Origin of the sequence: Streptomyces changanensis, assembly GCF_024600715.1 — a bacterium.
Taxonomy (GTDB): domain Bacteria; phylum Actinomycetota; class Actinomycetes; order Streptomycetales; family Streptomycetaceae; genus Streptomyces; species Streptomyces changanensis.
Window position 1 is genome coordinate 6,281,049 of the sequence record NZ_CP102332.1, and the last position, 15,442, is coordinate 6,296,490.

Consider the following 15,442-nt stretch of genomic DNA (forward strand, 5'->3'; position numbering starts at 1 on the left):
GTCCGGCCGCCTGACGGACCGCCAAGCAGTCGGCCGCCCGAGGCCCGTGACCGACGCCGGTCCGTCAGGCGCTCCCGCCACCCGGCGGGGTGAGGGTGGTGAGGTCCTCCGCCGTGCCCACGGCTGCGGACACCGGCTCGGTGAGGCGGTCGGCGGTGGTGGTGCGTGCCGACAGTCCCAGCCCGTCGGGCGAGTCCGGCTGGACCGGGACCACCGGTCCGAGCATGAGCCCGCCGCCCATGGCCAGGACGGCCGCGACCCGCCGTCCACCGACCCGCATACTGCTGCCTGTCACCTGGGGAACTCCTCTCCGGACGCCGCCCGCACGGCGGCTGGTCAGTCGGTGAGGCTCCCACCCGCGGCCCGCCGGCGTCCGCGTTTTCGCACCACCGTCGCCCGGATGGATGTACGGACACCGGTACGTGCCCTGCCGCGCGCTCCTCGCACGCGCCAGTGTCGCCCCGGCGCACGCGCCGGGGCGCGGTCCGCGCGCCCCGGGCTGCTCGAACGGGTCCGCGGCACCCGCCCGGTACTCGGCGCCCCGGAGCGGTGGGTGTCGGGGGCGGCGCCGTCCTCCCGCCGACACGGGTGCCGCAAGAACCCCCCGACGACACGGGGTGCCGCACGGACCGTCGGCACCGGCCGCCGTACGCGCCCCACGGCACACCCCGCCGTACAGGCCCGCACGGGTGCCGTACAGGCCGCCCGCCCGGGCCCGTCCGGGGCCGCGCCCGCACGAGGCGCCATGCACGGTGCGCGGTGCCCGGCCGTGCGCGGACGGGGTGCCGTCCGGGTGGCGGTTCGGGTGGCGGTTCGGTGATCCACCGGGCCGCCGCGTCCGGCGCGCACCCGCTCCGGCGAGCCGGAAGACCCGGTTGTCCGGGTGTCAGGGGGCGGTGGGTGGTTCGGAGGCGTACGCGCGGTGGAGCAGGTCCACGAAGGACGGGGCCGCCGGCAGTTCCGCGGCGCCGATCCGGTGGACCGGGACGCCCGGCGTCCACGAGTTCATGACGACGGCCCCGGCCAGCGCGGGCAGGTCGGCGGCGGTGACCTCCTGCCGGCGCTGCGGGACGCCGAGCCGGCGCAGGGCGCGCCGCAGCACGCCCATCGTCGTGCCGTGGAGCATGTCGGCCACCGGCCACACCACCGACGTGCCGTCCCAGAACGCCAGGTTCCAGATCGTCGCCTCGCTGAGCCGGCCCCGCCGGTCGAGGAACACGGCGTCGTCGAAGCCCTGTGCGGCGGCCCGACGGAGCAGGTGCGTCTTGGCCGGTTCGCCCACGTGCTTGACCGTCGGCAGGAAGCGCTCGTGCGTCACCGGCTCCAGCGACAGCGGGCCGGCGGGTCCGTGCGCCGGCGGCCCGGTACGGACCAGCAGCGCGGGTGTCTCGTCCGGGTCGGCCACGGTGAACTCGCCCGCCGGGGAGTGGACCGTGGCGGTCAGCGAGACGTCCGCGGGCCCCGCCTCCAGGGCGGTCCGCAGGTGGGACCGGACCGTCGCGTCGGGCAGCGCCCGGCCGAACAGCTCAAGGGAAGCCGACCGCAGCCGTTCCAGATGGAGGTCGAGGCCGCGGATCCGACCGCCGCGCACTTGGGCGGCGGTGAAGTGGGCGTACCCGGCGAAGGCGAGCGGCGCCAGCTCCGCTGCGGTCGAGGCCCGGCCGTCGCGGTGCACGGCGAACGAGGTCGTGGACGTCATGGATCACTCCTGGTGCGTGAGGGGTGTGAGGTGGGGGAGAGGGGCCGGTGGCGGTGGAGGTGGCGCGGGCGCGGGACCGGCGGTGGAATTCCCGCGCCCCGAACCGACGTTAGGGCTTCACACTGGTGCGAAGGTCAAGGCGGGGAAGGCAGGGGGCCATGCTGATCGGGGAGTTGTCCCGGCGTACCGGCGTCGCCACGCGGCTGCTGCGCTACTACGAGGCGCAGGGGCTGCTCACCTCGGTCCGGCGCGGCAACGGGTACCGCGACTACGACGAGGGCGCCGTGCCCACCGTCCGGCAGGTGCGCGCGCTGCTCGCCGCCGGGCTCTCCACGGACGTGATCCGCACGGTCCTGCCCTGCGCCCGGGGTGAGGGGCCGGGCCTGGGCTTCGACTGGTGCGCCGAGATCCGGGACGTCCTGCACGGCGAGCTGGCGGCCGCGGACGCACGCATCGACGCCCTCCGCCGCAGCCGCGGCACACTCGCCCGCTACCTGGAGCACCCCTGACGCACCGGCGCGGCGTAGCCTGGAGGAGGACTCGGGGACCGACCCTCTCCCGGGGAGGCGCACCATGACAGCCATCGTCTGCAGGAACTTCGACGCCGCCGACGAGACCCGTCCCTTCGAGGACGGCAAGGGCAGGCTGGACCTGATCACGACGGGGCAGGGTCCCGTCGGGCGTGCCGTCTTCGAACCCGGCTGGCGGTGGACCGAGCACGTCAGGCCGCTCGCCGGTACCGACAGCTGCCAGGCGGCGCACACCGGCTACGTGGTCAGCGGCCGGATGCGGATCGTCATGGACGGCGGCGGTGAGAGCGCCGAGGTGGGGCCCGGCGACTTCTTCACCGTCGAGCCCGGCCACGACGCCTGGGTGCTGGGGGACGAGCCCTGCGTCGCCCTGGACTGGACGGGCTTCGGCGACTACGCCCGGTCCGCCGGCTGATCCCGCCCGCCGGCGCGCGGCCCGCTGACACCTGCCGTAGGCATCCGACCCGCTGACACCTGCCGTAGGCATCCGACCCGCTGACACCTGCCTGCCGGTGTCCGGCTCGCTGAGCCCCCGCCCGCCAACGCCCGCCGCGCCCGGATCGCCGATCCCGCCCACGCCCGCCCGCCGGCGCCCGCGGGGGCCCGCCCGCCCCCGCCGACGCCGGCCGCCGGCGCCCGCCTCCCACCGGGTCCCGCCGACGCACGCCGACGCACGCCGACCGACGCCCGTCGACACCCCGCCCGGCCGCGGGCCCGCCCGGCCGGTTGCGGCCTGCGACCACCGTGTTACCTTGCCGTGGCCAGTCGAACTCAGTACCCGCGGTACCTGGGTCAGGGAATCCGGTGCGAATCCGGAACTGACGCGCAGCGGTGAGGGTGACGGGCGCGGCAGCACGAGCCACTGGGCACTGACCGGCCCGGGAAGGCGCCGCGTCCGGTCGATCCCGAGTCCGAAGACCTGCTGGCGCCCGTTACGGACGGCCCCGCGCATGGGCCACGAACCGAGGACGCCCCGTGCCCCTGCCGCCACGCCAGCACCGCCTGCCCGCCGCCCTGCTCTGCGGCGCCCTGTTGCTCACCGGATGCGCCGGTGGTGCCTCCGGCCCGTCCGCGTCCGCCTCCGGCGCGGCCCGCACCCTCGACAACTGCGGGCGCGAGGTGGAGGTCCGCGGCGACGGTCCCCGCCGGGCCGTGTCCCTGAACCAGGGCACCACGGAGACGCTGCTCTCCCTCGGCCTCGCCGACCGCATGGCCGGCACCGCCACCTGGACCGACCCGGTGATGAAGGGGCTGGAGAAGGAGAACGCCCGCGTCCGGCGGCTGGCGGAGAACAACCCCTCGTTCGAGCGGGTCCTCGACACCGAACCGGACTTCGTCGCCGCCTCCTTCGCCTCCACCCTCGGCAATGGTGGCGTCGCCACCCGCGACCAGTTCGAGAAGCTGGGCGTGCCGACGTACCTCTCCCCGTCGGACTGCGCGGGCAAGGACAACACCGGCGGCGGTGACGGCGTGCGCACCGCTCCGCTCACCATGGAGACGATCCACCGGGAGGTGCGCGACCTCGCCCGCGTCTTCGGCGTCGAGGAACGCGGCGAGGAGCTCGTCGAGCGGCTCGACGCCCGCACCGCCGCGGCGAAGAAGGGCCTCGACGCGTCGGACGTCACCCTCATGTACTGGTTCGCCAACGCCGAGTCCCCGTACATGGCTGGCTGTTGCGGTGCGCCCGGCGTCATCACCCGCACGCTCGGCGCGAGGAACGTCCTCGACGACACCACGGAGGAGTGGCCGCAGGTCAGTTGGGAGACCGTGGCCGATCGCGACCCCGACGTGCTCGTCATCGGCGACCTCACCCGCCGGTCGCAGACCGCGGAGAGCGCCACCAAGAAGATCGCGTTCCTGGAGTCGAACCCGGTCACCAGGAACATGGACGCCGTCAGGCACAAGCGGTACGTGCTGCTCAGCGGCCAGGCCATGAACCCGACGATCCGCACCGTGGAGGGGATCGAGCAGGTCGCCGCCGCGATCCGCAGGTTCGGGCTGTCCCGGTGACCGCCGCCCTGCTGCGCTCGGCGGCGGGGTTCGCGGTGCTCGCCGTCTCCGTCGCCCTCACCATCACCGTCGGCCCCGCCGACCTCGGCGTCGCCGACGTGTGGTCCGTCGTCGCCTCGCACCTCGGCGGCGCCCCCTCCGGGCTGTCCCCGATCCGCGACGGCATCGTGTGGAACCTGCGGCTGCCCCGCACCCTGCTGGCCGCGGTGTGCGGGGCCGGGCTCGCCGTGTGCGGCGCCGTCATGCAGTCGCTGCTGCGCAACCCGCTCGCCGACCCCTTCGTCCTCGGCGTCTCCTCCGGCGCCTCCACCGGCGCCGTGCTCGTCGTGGTCCTCGGCGCGGGCGGCGGCGCGCTGTCGCTCTCCGCGGGTGCCTTCGCCGGCGCGGTCTGCTCCTTCGCCCTGATGTTGCTGCTGAGCCATGTCCTGGGCGGCACCACCGACCGGGTCGTCCTCTCCGGTGTCGCCGCGATGCAGCTCTTCTCCGCGCTGACCTCCTTCGTCGTCGTCACCTCCGCCGACGCCGAGACCACCCGCGGCGTGCTGTTCTGGCTGCTCGGCTCGCTCGGCGGCGCCGGCTGGGACGACGTGTGGCTGTGCGCGGCCGTCCTCGCCGTGTGCCTCGCCGTCTGTCTGGCCCACGGCAGGACCCTCGACGCGTTCGCCTTCGGGCAGGACGCCGCGGCGTCCCTCGGCGTGCACGTCGGCCGCACCCGCCTCGTCCTGCTGTGCGCCACCGCGCTCCTCACCGCCGCCCTGGTCAGCTCGGCCGGCGCCATCGGCTTCGTCGGCCTGGTGCTGCCCCACGCCGCCCGCGCCCTCGTCGGCCCCGGGCACGCCCGGCTGCTGCCCGCCACCGCCCTGGGCGGGGCCGTCTTCCTGGTGTGGATCGACACCCTCGCCCGCACCGTCCTCGAACCCCAGGAGGTGCCGGTGGGCGTCATGACGTCCCTGCTGGGCGTACCGGCCTTCGTCCTCGTGCTGTACCGGACCCGGAGGGCCGCCCGGTGACCCTCGCCGCCGACCGCGTCACCCGCACCGCCGGGGGCCGGCTGATCCTCGACGGCGTCAGCCTCGGCCCCGAGCCCGGCGGCGTCACCGGGCTCCTCGGGCCCAACGGCTCCGGCAAGTCCACGCTGCTGCGGCTGCTCGCCGGGGTCCTCGCACCCGCCTCGGGCGTCGTCACCCTCGACGGGCTGCCGCTGCCCGCCCTGCGCCGCAGGGACGTCGCCCGGCGCGTCGCCGTCGTGGAGCAGCAGTCGGACACCCTCGTCGAGCTGACCGTCGCGGACGTCGTCCGCCTCGGCCGCATCCCGCACCGCCGCGCCTGGACGCCGCCCGTGCCCGCCGACGAGGAGGCCGTGCGGACGGCTCTGGAACGCACCGGCCTCACCGACCGGGCGCACCAGTCGTGGCACACCCTGTCCGGCGGGGAGAGGCAGCGCGTCCAGATCGCCCGGGCCCTCGCGCAGGAACCGAGGGAGCTCCTCCTCGACGAGCCGACCAACCACCTCGACATCCAGCACCAGCTCGACCTGCTGGACCTCGTCGCCGCACTGCCCGTCACCAGCGTCGTCGCCCTGCACGACCTCAACCTCGCGGCGATGTACTGCGACCGGGTCGCCGTCCTCGCCCACGGCCGGGTCGTGGCCGCCGGCACGCCCGCCGAGGTGCTGACCGAGGCGCTCGTCGCCGACGTCTACGGGGTGCGCGCCGAGATCACCGTCCCGGCGGACGGCGACCGCCCCCACGTCCGCGTCCTCGGCACCCTCACGCGCGGCCGCTGAGCGGCCCACCGGTCGCGAGCCACCGGTCGCGAGCCGCCGTTCATGGGCGGTCGATCACGAGCCGCCGGTCAGAGGCACCGGTCGGGAAGCGCGCGCCGGCCAGGAGGGCACCGGTCGGGAAGCGCGCGCCGGTCAGGAGGGCGCCGCTCGGAAAGCGCCGGTCGCGGAGCCGCAGGTCACGAGCGGTGGGTCAGGCGACGTCGGCGGCGGGTGGACGCGGGGGCAGCGCCCAGCGGATCGTCCCGACCACGGCCCGGCCCGAGGCGCGCACGGCGGTCCGCTCCAGCAGCGGCAGGGACGGCAGGCCGAGCGGTGCGCGCGCCCATGGCGGCAGGAGCGACACGGCGTTCACCGCCAGCAGCGCGTACGGCGCCCGGGCGGCCCACGGCAGCGGCGGGTGCAGGAGCAGGAACCGGGCCGCCTCCCGCGCCTCCTCCGAAGCGGTCAGCTCCGGCCGGTACGCGGCCATCCGCTCGGCCAGCGCCGCCCGACTCCGCGGCGGGTCCGGCACGCCCAGCGCGGCCGCCACGCGCGCCGTGTCGGCGACGTACGCGTCACAGCCGTCCGGGTCCAGCGGGTGGGCGCCGTAGCACTGGTGCGCGGTGAGGAAGCTGTCCACCTCGGCGACGTGGACCCACTCCAGCAGGTGCGGGTCCGCGGCGTGGTAGGCGGCGCCCCCGGCGGTCCGCCCGCGTACCGCCTCGTGCACCGCCCGCACCCGGTCGACCGCCCGCTGCGCGTCCCGCGCCGTGCCGTACGTCGTGACCGCGAGGAAGGTGCTGGTGCGCTGGAGCCGCCCCCACGGGTCGCCCCGGTAGCCGGAGTGGGCCGCCACCGCCGCCATGGCGAGCGGGTGCAGGGACTGGAGCAGCAGCGCCCGCAGTCCGCCGACGAACATCGCGGCGTCGCCGTGGACGGTCCGCACCGGGCGGTCCGGACCGAACCAGCGCGGCCCCGGCGTGCCGTGGATCCGTGCGCGGTTGGCCTCGCCCTCGGGTCCCGCGACGCGGGTGAAGAGCGCGCGGCCGAGTCTCTCCCGCCCGCCCGCGAGCCCGGGCACGCAGACGTCCATGCTTCAAGTGTCCACCTTTCCGCCCCACCTGAGGCGTAGCAGGGGCTCACCCGGCAGGCGGAGGGAGCTCGTTCCAGCAGTCGACGTCGCGCGGCCGTGGTCAATGCGACGGTCGATGCATGATCAGTGGGACAGGGACGACGAGGGCGCCGCGGCGCACGCGGGGGCCGCGCTGGGTGGGCCGGGCCACGATGGTGTGGGCGGTGGTGTACGCCGGCTTCGGCCTGGCCTGCGCGGTGAGCGGGACGCCGCCGCTCTACCTGGGCAGCGCCCCGGGACCCTCGGCGCTGGGCTGGGGGGTCGCGGGGGTGGGGGCGCTGTCGGCCCTGACCTGTGGTGCGGTGGCGCGGTACGGACTGCGGCCTGCGTGGCGGGTGCTGCTGTGGGTGCTCTGCGTGCCGGCCGGGATGGCCGCGTTCGGTCTGCTGATGGACGTCATCACCCTGGTGTTCGGTCAGGGGGTGGACAACGGCGTGGCCGCGGCGAACCACGCGCTGGCGGCGGCCGGGGCCCTGCTGCTCGCGGCCACTGCCCGTGCCCGGTCCGTCCGCCGCACGCCCGACGCGGCCGTCGTACGGGCCCCTTCCGCCGCCTCCGGGCCGGTCCAGCTCGCCGCCTGCGCCGGGACGGCGGCCTTTCTCCCCTACGCGGCGATGAAGCTCGTCTGGGCGTCCGGCGGCACCTTCGCCGGGATGACCTGCGAGGAAATGCTCGCCGTCTCCAAGCGCAACGGCGCGTCGGGACCATGGCTCGCCCTGGAGTCCTGGGGCCTGGACGCCACCGTGCTGCTGGCCGCGCTCGGCACCTTCCTGCTGTGGGGCCTGGTCCGTCCGTGGGGCCAGGTCTTCCCGCGCTGGACGCTGTGGTTGCGCGGCCGCCGCGTCCCCCGCTGGCTTCCTCTGGCCCCGGCCTTGACAGGCGCCGCCACCTTGGTTCCGTACGGGGTATTCGGTGTCGGCTACGCGGCCCTGGCGACGGCCGGCGTGGTGACGATGCGGCGAGGCGACTTCCACTCCTCGAGCGACGCGCTGCTGGTCGCCTGGATCGGCATGACCGCGTTCGCCGTCTACGGAGCCGCGCTGGCTGTCGCCGCCCGCTCGTACTGGCTCCGGACCCCTTCTCGTCCGACATGGTCCACGGCGGCGGCTCACGCTTCCCCACGACCCGACCGATGAGTACGCAGGCCGACGGCCACCTGGTCGACGACTTCCGTCAGGGTCTCCAAGCGGGGCGGATTGGGCCGGCGCACCGCGAGGAACACGAACCCCATGGAATCCACGGACAAGCACGAGCACCAGCCGCGAACCGCCACCGACGAGGTCCTGCACGAGTTCGAGGAGGCGGAACTCCGTCTCGACGACGGGCAGGCGGACGAGGACGACGGCGAGGCCGCCGACTCCCTCACCCCCAGCCCGACCGCCCAGGAGTCGGTCCGCCCGGACCGCGGGGACCGCCCCGGCGCGGGCTCCTGACCACGCCCGGGCAGGCACCGGGCGCGGTGCCCCGCCGGGCGCCGGTCGGGCGCGCCTCGGACGGGCGGGGGCCGCAGGGCGGAGAGTGGTGGACGACGCCGGGCGACGGCCCCGGCACCCGCTCTCACGCCGCTCCCGACCCCGTGGAGGCCCACCCGATGACACCCCGATCCCGCCCGCGCCCGGGCGCCGCCCGGGCGGCCGGCGTCCTCGCCCTCGCCGTCCTCCTCCCGGCGTGCGGACCGGGCGCGGCGGGCGATCACGCCCCCGCCGCCACACCCGCCCCCGCCCGCACGTCCGCGGCCCCCGGATCACCGGGCGCCGCCGCGGCCACCGCCGACCGTGCGTTCCGCGACCTCCAGCGCCGGTTCGACGCGCGCCTCGGCGTCCACGCGGTCGACACCGGCACCGGGCGCGAGGTCGCCTTCCGGGCCGACGACCGGTTCGCGTACGCCTCGACGTTCAAGGCGCTGGCCGTCGGCGTCCTCCTGCGCGAACGGGGACTCGACGGCCTCGACGAGGTGATCCGCTACTCGCGGGACGACCTGGTCGGCCACTCGCCCGTCACCGAGGGCGCCACCGGGACCGGGATGAGCCTGCGGGACCTGTGCGCCGCCGCCCTGCGGTACAGCGACAACACGGCGGCCAACCTCCTCTTCGACGCCCTCGGCGGCCCCGACGGCCTGGAGCGGAAGCTGGAGGCCCTGGGGGACGACGTGATCGAGATGGACCGTCGCGAGACCGACCTCAGCGAAGGCAGGCCGGGCGACGTCCGCGACACCAGTACCCCGCGCGCCATGGCCCGCGACCTGCGGGCCTTCCTGCTCGGCGACGCGCTGGAGCCCGCCGAGCGCGCGCAGCTGCGGACGTGGATGGCGACCAACACCACCGGCGCCACCCTCGTGCGCGCCGGGGTGCCCGCCGGCTGGGCCGTCGCCGACAAGAGCGGCACCGCCGGGTACGGCGGGCGCAACGACATCGCGGTGGTGTGGCCGGCCGGCGGCCGCGCCCCCCTGGTCATCGCCGTCATGTCCAGCCGCGACCGGAAGGGCGCGGAACGCCGCGACGAGCTCGTCGCCCAGGCGGCGGCCGCGGCCGTGCGGGCCCTCGGGCGCTGACCGGGGCGAGCCCGGCCCCGCGCCGACGACCGCCGCGGGGAGTGGTCCCGGCCGCATGCCGGGACCACTCCCTCACAGGGGGCGCCGGGCCGGCCACCCCGGGCTGGTCACCCCGGACCGGCGGGGCCCGGCCCGGGCGGCGTACGCACCGGTGTGGGTACGCCGCCCGCTCCCACCCCCGCCGCGTCGGTACCCGCCGTGCCGGTATCCCGCCCGACCCGGTCCCCGGGGCCCCGTACCCACGACCCCGGCTACCCCGCCGACCCGGTGGGTCGGCGGCGCGGTGGGTTTGATCACCCGCCTTCCGGGACACCCGGGGTGCGTCCGTTTCGACGCTCGGTCACCCGGCCCCGCGCGGGTGACCACCGCCCGGAGGAGCCAGGCATGGCCGTACGGCAGCACGTGATCAAGCGCCCGCCGGCAGCGGTGTGGGACGTGCTCAGCGACCGGGACAGGTACTGCGAGTGGGTCGTCGGGACGCACGACACGGAGCCGCTGGAGGGCGACTGGCCCGAGGTCGGCTCCTCCCTGCGGTACACCGTCGCCCTCGGCCCCGCTCGGTTCGCGGGCTCCACGGTCGTCCGCAGGATGGAACCGCCGCACCGGCTGGAGCTGGAGGTGAAGAGCGAACCCACCGGCACCGCCCGCGTCGCCATCGAGATCGCCCCCTGGGGCGACGAGACCCTGGTCGTCATCGACGAGCACCCCCTGCGGGGACCCGGCGCGCGCCTCCACAACGCCGTCTTCGACGCGCTCCTCCAGCTCCGCCACCGCCGCATGCTCCGCCGCCTCGCCGAGGTCGTCGAGGGGACCCGCCCCGCACCGGCCTGACCGCACCGGCCTGACCGCCCCCGCCCCGCCCCCGAATCGCCGGACCACCGCGCGGAAGGACCCCCCATGCCCGACGCCGTCGTCATCGGAGCCGGGCCCAACGGGCTTGTCGCCGCCAACCTCCTGGCCGACCGGGGCTGGACGGTCGACGTCCTGGAAGCCCAGGACGCGCCCGGCGGCGCCGTCCGCAGCGACCGCGGCGTCCACCCCGACCACGTCAACGACCTGTTCAGCTCCTTCTACCCGCTCGCCGCCGCCTCCCCGGTCATCCGGGGCCTGCGGCTGCACGAGTACGGGCTGACCTGGAGCCACGCACCGGCCGTCGTCGCCCACCCGCTCACGGACGGGCGCTGCGCCGTGCTGGAACGCGACCCGGACCGCACCGCCGAGGACTTGGAGCGCTTCGCCCCCGGTGACGGCGACGCCTGGCGGGAGCTGTGCGCGCTGTGGGACCGGGTGGGCGGCGACGCGCTGGACGCCCTGTTCACCCCCTTCCCGCCCGTGCGGTCCGGACTGCGCCTCGCCGCCCGGCTGCGCGGTCCTGACGGGCTGCGCCTGCTGCGCACCGCCCTGCTGCCCGCGCGGCGCATGGGCGAGGAGACGTTCGCCGGGGACGGCGGGCGGCTGCTGCTCGCGGGGAACGCCCTGCACGCCGACCTGTCCCCGGAGACGGCGCTCGGCGGCGGCTTCGGCTGGCTCATGTGCATGCTCGGCCAGACGGTGGGCTTCCCCGTCCCCACCGGCGGCGCGGGCGCCCTCACCGACGCCCTGGTCCGCCGCCTGGCCGACCGCGGCGTGACCGTGCGGTGCGGACGGCACGTCACCGAAGTCGTCGTCCGCGACGGGCGGGCCCACGGCGTGCGCACCGCCGACGGCGAGACCGTCACGGCACGCCGGGCCGTCCTCGCCGACGTGCCCGCGCCCGCCCTCTACGGCGAGCTCGTCGCCTGGGAGCACCTGCCGGACCGCGTCCGCGACGACATGCGCCGCTTCCAGTGGGACTTCGCGACGGTGAAGGTCGACTGGGCCCTGGACCGGCCCGTGCCCTGGGCCACCGAAGGGCCCGGACGCGCCGGGACGGTCCACCTCGCCGACGGCGTCGACGAACTGACCCGCTTCGCCGCGCAGATCGCCATGGGCCTCGTCCCCGACCGGCCGTTCCTCATCTTCGGCCAGATGACCACGGCCGACCCCTCCCGCTCGCCCGCCGGTACCGAGTCGGCCTGGGCGTACACCCACGTGCCCCGCACCATCACCGGCGACGCGGGGCCCGACGGGATCACCGGCGCCTGGACACCCGACGACGGACAGCGCATGGCGGACCGGATCGAGGCGGTCGTGGAGCGGTTCGCGCCCGGCTTCCGCGGCACGGTACGGGCCCGCCGGGTGCTCACCCCGCTCACCCTGGAGGCCCTGGACGCCAACCTGCGCGGGGGCGCCGTCAACGGTGGCACGACCGCGCTCCACCAGCAGCTGGTGTTCCGCCCTGTCCCCGGCACCGGCCGTCCCGAGACCCCCGTGCGGGGCCTGTACCTCGCCTCCGCCTCCGCCCACCCGGGCGGAGGCGTGCACGGCGCGCCGGGCGCGAACGCGGCGCGGGCCGCCTTGCACGCGAGCGGCGCGCCGTTCGCGACCCTGCTGTCGGCGGGACAACGCCTCCTGACGGGCCGCGGCGGAACACCTGACGGGCCGCGGCCCAACGCCTGACCGGCCGCGGCGGACGCCGCACGCGGGCCGCGGCCCCGGCCGTGGGGCGCCCGTGAACGACCCGCCCGAGGACGGACCGCGCCTCCCGCCGGCCCGTCCGCGCCTGCGGCGGTGGGCCGCGCGCCCACCGCCGTGGACCGCGCCTACCGCCGCCGCGTCCGGCGGACGGCCCCGGCGGTCGCCGCGGCCAGTGCGGTCACCCCGGTGAGCCGCCGCCCCGCGGTGCGTCCCGCGCCGTGCCAGCCGTCCCGCGTGGAGCCGGGCCCGGGCGGCGGCGCGTACAGGGTGCCCGCGCTCTGCGGGGCGCTCCCACCGCGTACGAAGTGGGTCCGGTCCACCTTGACGGCGAGGGCCCGCCCCAGCGGGCCGGGCGCGACCGCGGCGGCCAGCCGCACCGCGTGTCCCGCCGAGCCCACGACCACCTCCTCCCGTGGCCTGCGCACGGCGCCCCGGACCGCCCGGGCGACCCGTTCCGGCGTGTACACCGGCGGCATCGCGCGCACCTCGCGGCCGCTGCGGTTGGCCACGTGCCGGAAGAACGGCGTGTCGACGGTCGGCGGCAGCACGGTGCACACGTGCACGCCCCGCACGCCCTCCAAGCGCAGTTCCTGCCGCAGGCAGGCATCGAACGCCCGCAGCGCGTGCTTCGACATCGTGTACGCGCTGTTGTACGGCGAACCCGTCAGGCCCAGTACCGACGCCACGTCGACCAGGCAGCCGGCGCCCTGCGCCCGCATGAGCGGCAGCGCGGCGCGCGCCGCGTTCACGCACCCGACGACGTTCACGTCCAGGACCCGGCGCACGTCCTCGGGCGGTACGTCCTCCACGGCGCCGAAGACGGCGACCGCGGCGGCGCTCACCCACACGTCGACGCGCCCGAACTCGGCGACCGCGCGCCGGGCGAGCGCCGTCACGGCCGCCGCGTCGGACACGTCCGTCGGCTGGACCACCGCGCGCGTCCCCCGGTGCGTACGACACTCCCGCGCGACCGCCTGCAGCGCCTCCGTTCCCCGCGCGGCCAGCACGAGCGAGGCGCCCCGCCGGGCGAAGTCCAGGGCGACCGCGCGGCCGATGCCGCTGGACGCCCCGGTGATCACGACGACCAGTCCCTTGGTGTGCACGCGTACCTCCCGTGCCGGCTCTCGACGGTCCTGGCCAGTCCCGGAGTACCCGCGCCCGTCCGCCCCACTCACCCCGCGTCCCGCGCCCCGCCCCCGGCCCCGCCGGCCGACGCGCTCGCGGCCATGTACGCCGACCACACCCGCACCGCGGGCCCGCCCGCACGCCCGCCGGAACCGCCCGTCTCGGAACCGTCCGCACCCGGCCCGTCCACACGCCCGCCGGAACCGCCCGTGTCGGAAGTCTCCGTTTCCGCGCCCTCCGTACCGGTGCTCTCCAGGGACCCCGGCCCCCCGGGGCCGGAACCGTCCCCTCCGGTCAGCGGGAGCAGGCCCCCGCCGTCCGGGCGGGTGCGGAAGACGGTGACCGCCGTCGACAGCTCCTCGCCGTAACCGACGAACCACGCCGCGGGCGACCGGTCCCCGGTCCCCGTGCGGCCCGCCGCGATCGGCCCGAGGGCGCCCAGCGTGCCCGGGTCCACCGCGTCCACCGCCACGTCACGCAGTCCGCGCGCCACCTCCCGCGCGACGCCCGGGTCGAGCACCTGCCGGGCGGGCGGCCGCTCCAGACCCTCCACAGGAACGCCCCGGTACGTCGCCGCGGTCACCGAGTACGGGTCGGCGCGCCGCCCGCCGGAGGCGAACGTGGCGTACGCCCCGGCCATCCGGATCGCGCTCGGCGTGGACGTGCCGAGCGCGAACGCCGGCTCCAGCGGCGCCATGCTGCGCGGCAGCAGGCCCGCGCCGACCGCGACGTCCCGCACCCCGGCCGGCCCGACCGCCTCCCCGAGCCGCAGGAACACCTCCGGGTCACCCCGGACCAGCGCCCGGCGCAGCGCGAGGGCCCGGCGCGGCGTTTCCTCGCCCACCAGGCCCCGCTGCAGGGCGGCCGCCGCGACGAACGGCGTGAAGGCGGATCCGGCGGGGACGCCCGCCGTGTCGGCGTTGTTGGAGAAGTGCCGGGTCGCGTCCGGGCCCCCGTACAGCGCCAGCACCGCCCCGTCACCCGGTCGCACCGACGCCGCGCCGAACTGCACCACACCGTTCGCCCCCCGCGCCCCGCCGTCCGCGCCACCCGTCACCCCCGTGGCCGTGGCCGGGGCCGCGTCGTCGACGGCCCGCCGCAGCCGCTCCACCGCCGCCCGGTCGAAGGTCGTGCGGATCCGGTACCCGCCGCGCCCGAGCGCCTCGGGGGTGAGCCCCGTCCGGTTGCGCAGGTCCTTGTCGGCCGCGTCGACCAGGTAACCGACCTGGCCCGCCAGGCCGTTCGCCACCGACCTGGGCCGCGGCTCGGGGAACACGGTGTGGGCGGCCCGCTCCGCGCGCGTCATCAGCCCGAGCTCCACCTGACGGTCCAGCACGTACCGCCACCGCGCCTCCGCCCGCCGCCGGTGTGCCTCGCCCAGCGCCGGGTCGTACAGGTCACCGCCCTTCAGCAGCGCGGCGAGCAGGGCGCCGCGGGAGGGGTCGAGGTTCCGCGCGTCGGTGCCGTAGTAGGCCACGGCGGCGGCCTGCACGCCGTACGCGCCGCGCCCGAACCAGCTGGTGTTGAGGTACCCCTGGAGGATCTCGTCCTTGGACAGGGTCCGCGACAGCTTCACCGACAGGCACAGTTCGCGCAGCTTCCGGGACGCCGTCCGCTCCTGCGTGAGGTACGTGTTCTTCACGTACTGCTGGGTGATCGTCGACCCGCCCTGCAGTTCGCCGCCCCCGGCCGTGGCGACGACGGCGCGGGCCAGGCCGCGCACGGAGAAGCCGGGGTCGCTGTAGAAGGTCGCGTTCTCCGTGGCGATGACGGCGTCGCGCAGCGGTCGCGGGACGTCGGACAGCGGGACGTTCTGCCGGTTGACCGGCCCGACGCTCACCATCTGAGTGCCGTCCGCCCAGTAGTAGACGGTGGCCTCGGACCGCGCCTCGGCGTTGACGTCGGGGATCGGGGTCGTCGCGTACACCCACCCGGCCAGCCCGGCTACCGCCGTCAGGCCCAGCAGCACGAGGCCCAGCCACTGCCGCCACGACGGCACGAACCGTGAAGGGCCGCGGCGCCCCCGGCGCGGGTAGTCGAGACGGACGCGTGTCACGGTGGGGGCCTCCTCGGT

15 protein-coding genes and 1 riboswitch are annotated in these 15,442 nt (G+C 76.6%); of the genes, 10 read left to right on the plus strand and 5 right to left on the minus strand.

All coding sequences use genetic code 11. From position 1 onward, the window contains the following. Positions 1–64: 64 nt before the first annotated feature. Both NRO40_RS27500 and NRO40_RS27505 read right to left on the minus strand, forming a co-directional pair. Positions 65–295, minus strand: coding sequence for a hypothetical protein (locus NRO40_RS27500; RefSeq protein ID WP_157901780.1), 231 nt, complete (start codon positions 293–295; stop codon positions 65–67). Between the two features lie 591 nt (positions 296–886). Continuing rightward, on the minus strand, positions 887–1,699 hold the full coding sequence (locus tag NRO40_RS27505) for an aminotransferase class IV family protein (RefSeq protein WP_058940458.1): 813 nt from the start codon (positions 1,697–1,699) through the stop codon (positions 887–889). Between the two features lie 158 nt (positions 1,700–1,857). On the opposite strand from NRO40_RS27505, the gene NRO40_RS27510 reads away from it, so the two are divergent. The 5 genes from NRO40_RS27510 (at position 1,858) to NRO40_RS27530 (ending at position 6,025) form a co-directional block, all read left to right on the plus strand. Beyond that, positions 1,858–2,208, plus strand: a complete 351-nt coding sequence (locus NRO40_RS27510) for a MerR family transcriptional regulator (protein WP_058940459.1) — start codon at positions 1,858–1,860, stop codon at positions 2,206–2,208. 64 nt (positions 2,209–2,272) lie between these two features. Further along, positions 2,273–2,644, plus strand: coding sequence for a cupin domain-containing protein (locus NRO40_RS27515; protein WP_058940460.1), 372 nt, complete (start codon positions 2,273–2,275; stop codon positions 2,642–2,644). 330 nt (positions 2,645–2,974) lie between these two features. Next, a riboswitch (cobalamin riboswitch) is annotated at positions 2,975–3,170 on the plus strand. Positions 3,171–3,210: 40 nt separating this feature from the next. Further along, positions 3,211–4,239, plus strand: a complete 1,029-nt coding sequence (locus NRO40_RS27520; RefSeq protein ID WP_198549251.1) for an ABC transporter substrate-binding protein — start codon at positions 3,211–3,213, stop codon at positions 4,237–4,239. Beyond that, on the plus strand, positions 4,236–5,249 hold the full coding sequence (locus tag NRO40_RS27525) for a FecCD family ABC transporter permease (RefSeq protein WP_058940462.1): 1,014 nt from the start codon (positions 4,236–4,238) through the stop codon (positions 5,247–5,249). Before NRO40_RS27520 ends, NRO40_RS27525 begins: the two co-directional genes overlap by 4 nt. Beyond that, positions 5,246–6,025 carry an ABC transporter ATP-binding protein gene (locus NRO40_RS27530; RefSeq protein WP_058940463.1) on the plus strand — a complete coding sequence of 260 codons (780 nt, stop codon included), beginning with the start codon at positions 5,246–5,248 and terminating at the stop codon, positions 6,023–6,025. Before NRO40_RS27525 ends, NRO40_RS27530 begins: the two co-directional genes overlap by 4 nt. Before the next feature lie 190 nt (positions 6,026–6,215). Here NRO40_RS27530 and NRO40_RS27535 read toward each other — a convergent pair whose 3' ends face one another. Next, positions 6,216–7,097: an oxygenase MpaB family protein gene (locus tag NRO40_RS27535; RefSeq protein ID WP_058940464.1), complete on the minus strand. Its 882-nt coding sequence runs from the start codon at positions 7,095–7,097 to the stop codon at positions 6,216–6,218. 119 nt (positions 7,098–7,216) lie between these two features. On the opposite strand from NRO40_RS27535, the gene NRO40_RS27540 reads away from it, so the two are divergent. From NRO40_RS27540 to NRO40_RS27560, 5 genes are all read left to right on the plus strand, one after another. Next, entirely contained in the window at positions 7,217–8,272 is a 1,056-nt protein-coding gene (locus NRO40_RS27540) for a hypothetical protein (protein WP_232790945.1), read from the plus strand. A 93-nt stretch (positions 8,273–8,365) separates the two neighbouring features. Then, positions 8,366–8,569: a hypothetical protein gene (locus tag NRO40_RS27545; RefSeq protein WP_058940465.1), complete on the plus strand. Its 204-nt coding sequence runs from the start codon at positions 8,366–8,368 to the stop codon at positions 8,567–8,569. A 158-nt stretch (positions 8,570–8,727) separates the two neighbouring features. Then, positions 8,728–9,687 (plus strand): class A beta-lactamase, encoded by a 960-nt coding sequence (gene bla, locus NRO40_RS27550; protein ID WP_058940466.1) that lies wholly within the window; start codon positions 8,728–8,730, stop codon positions 9,685–9,687. A gap of 384 nt (positions 9,688–10,071) precedes the next feature. Further along, positions 10,072–10,518, plus strand: coding sequence for an SRPBCC family protein (locus NRO40_RS27555; RefSeq protein ID WP_058940467.1), 447 nt, complete (start codon positions 10,072–10,074; stop codon positions 10,516–10,518). Positions 10,519–10,584: 66 nt separating this feature from the next. Next, positions 10,585–12,225 carry a phytoene desaturase family protein gene (locus NRO40_RS27560; protein WP_058940468.1) on the plus strand — a complete coding sequence of 547 codons (1,641 nt, stop codon included), beginning with the start codon at positions 10,585–10,587 and terminating at the stop codon, positions 12,223–12,225. A gap of 143 nt (positions 12,226–12,368) precedes the next feature. Here NRO40_RS27560 and NRO40_RS27565 read toward each other — a convergent pair whose 3' ends face one another. Both NRO40_RS27565 and NRO40_RS27570 read right to left on the minus strand, forming a co-directional pair. Further along, positions 12,369–13,346, minus strand: coding sequence for an SDR family oxidoreductase (locus NRO40_RS27565; protein ID WP_058940469.1), 978 nt, complete (start codon positions 13,344–13,346; stop codon positions 12,369–12,371). Between the two features lie 68 nt (positions 13,347–13,414). Beyond that, a complete protein-coding gene (locus NRO40_RS27570; RefSeq protein ID WP_079046796.1) occupies positions 13,415–15,424 on the minus strand; it encodes a transglycosylase domain-containing protein in 2,010 nt (669 codons plus the stop codon). Positions 15,425–15,442 lie beyond the last annotated feature (18 nt).

Bases quoted from the DNA above. Each gene is read 5' to 3' on its own strand.
- NRO40_RS27505 (WP_058940458.1), bottom strand. From the start codon at position 1,699: ATGACGTCCACGACCTCGTTCGCCGTGCACCGCGACGGCCGGGCCTCG.
- NRO40_RS27510 (WP_058940459.1), top strand. From the start codon at position 1,858: ATGCTGATCGGGGAGTTGTCCCGGCGTACCGGCGTCGCCACGCGGCTG.
- NRO40_RS27515 (WP_058940460.1), top strand. From the start codon at position 2,273: ATGACAGCCATCGTCTGCAGGAACTTCGACGCCGCCGACGAGACCCGT.
- NRO40_RS27535 (WP_058940464.1), bottom strand. From the start codon at position 7,097: ATGGACGTCTGCGTGCCCGGGCTCGCGGGCGGGCGGGAGAGACTCGGC.
- NRO40_RS27540 (WP_232790945.1), top strand. From the start codon at position 7,217: ATGATCAGTGGGACAGGGACGACGAGGGCGCCGCGGCGCACGCGGGGG.
- NRO40_RS27545 (WP_058940465.1), top strand. From the start codon at position 8,366: ATGGAATCCACGGACAAGCACGAGCACCAGCCGCGAACCGCCACCGAC.
- bla (WP_058940466.1), top strand. From the start codon at position 8,728: ATGACACCCCGATCCCGCCCGCGCCCGGGCGCCGCCCGGGCGGCCGGC.
- NRO40_RS27555 (WP_058940467.1), top strand. From the start codon at position 10,072: ATGGCCGTACGGCAGCACGTGATCAAGCGCCCGCCGGCAGCGGTGTGG.
- NRO40_RS27560 (WP_058940468.1), top strand. From the start codon at position 10,585: ATGCCCGACGCCGTCGTCATCGGAGCCGGGCCCAACGGGCTTGTCGCC.